Here is a 1,393-nt window from a genome sequence, read left to right as displayed (position 1 = left end):
ACACGCAACGTTGTACCGTCTTATCCTCTGTACCTGCTAAGGTTATAGGGACAAGCCGTACGGGCAATTAGTACTGGTTAGCTTAATGCATTACTGCACTTCCACACCCAGCCTATCAACGTCCTGGTCTCGAACGACCCTTCAAAGAGCTCAAGGCTCTGGGAAATCTCATCTCAAGGCAAGTTTCCCGCTTAGATGCTTTCAGCGGTTATCTCTTCCGTATTTAGCTACCCGGCAATGCCACTGGCGTGACAACCGGTACACCAGAGATACGTCCACTCCGGTCCTCTCGTACTAGGAGCAGCCCCCTTCAAATTTCCAACGCCCACGGCAGATAGGGACCAAACTGTCTCACGACGTTTTAAACCCAGCTCACGTACCACTTTAAATGGCGAACAGCCATACCCTTGGGACCGGCTACAGCCCCAGGATGTGATGAGCCGACATCGAGGTGCCAAACTCCCCCGTCGATATGAACTCTTGGGAGGAATCAGCCTGTTATCCCCAGAGTACCTTTTATCCGTTGAGCGATGGCCCTTCCATACAGAACCACCGGATCACTATGTCCTACTTTCGTACCTGCTCGACTTGTCAGTCTCGCAGTTAAGCACGCTTATGCCATTGCACTATCAACACGATGTCCGACCGTATCTAGCGTACCTTCGAACTCCTCCGTTACACTTTAGGAGGAGACCGCCCCAGTCAAACTGCCTACCATGCACTGTCCCCGATCCGGATAACGGACCAAGGTTAGAACCTCAAACAAACCAGGGTGGTATTTCAAGGTTGGCTCCACGAGAACTAGCGTCCCCGCTTCAAAGCCTCCCACCTATCCTACACAGATTGGTTCAAAGTCCAATGCAAAGCTACAGTAAAGGTTCATGGGGTCTTTCCGTCTAGCCGCGGGTAGATTGCATCATCACAAACATTTCAACTTCGCTGAGTCTCGGGAGGAGACAGTGTGGCCATCGTTACGCCATTCGTGCAGGTCGGAACTTACCCGACAAGGAATTTCGCTACCTTAGGACCGTTATAGTTACGGCCGCCGTTTACTGGGACTTCAATCAAGAGCTTGCACCCCATCATTTAATCTTCCAGCACCGGGCAGGCGTCACACCCTATACGTCCACTTTCGTGTTTGCAGAGTGCTGTGTTTTTATTAAACAGTCGCAGCCACCAGTTTATTGCAACCCTTTCACCCTCATGGAGTAAACCAATCAAGCTACCGGGGCGTACCTTTTCCCGAAGTTACGGTACCAATTTGCCGAGTTCCTTCTCCCGAGTTCTCTCAAGCGCCTTAGAATACTCATCTCGCCCACCTGTGTCGGTTTGCGGTACGGTCTCGTATGACTGAAGCTTAGAGGCTTTTCTTGGAACCACTTCCGATTGCTTC

Annotated in this window: 1 rRNA gene; it reads right to left on the bottom strand. The window is 51.2% G+C overall.

Going from position 1 to position 1,393, the window contains the following annotated elements:
• Positions 1 to 46 precede the first annotated feature (46 nt).
• Positions 47 to 1,393, bottom strand: a 23S ribosomal RNA gene (locus tag ACP7DW_RS28640); the annotation flags it as partial.

It is taken from the genome of Janthinobacterium sp. PSRC1-1, from assembly GCF_049897525.1.
GTDB classification, from domain to species: domain Bacteria; phylum Pseudomonadota; class Gammaproteobacteria; order Burkholderiales; family Burkholderiaceae_D; genus Janthinobacterium; species Janthinobacterium tructae.
This window is presented reverse-complemented; position numbering and strand designations above follow the sequence as displayed.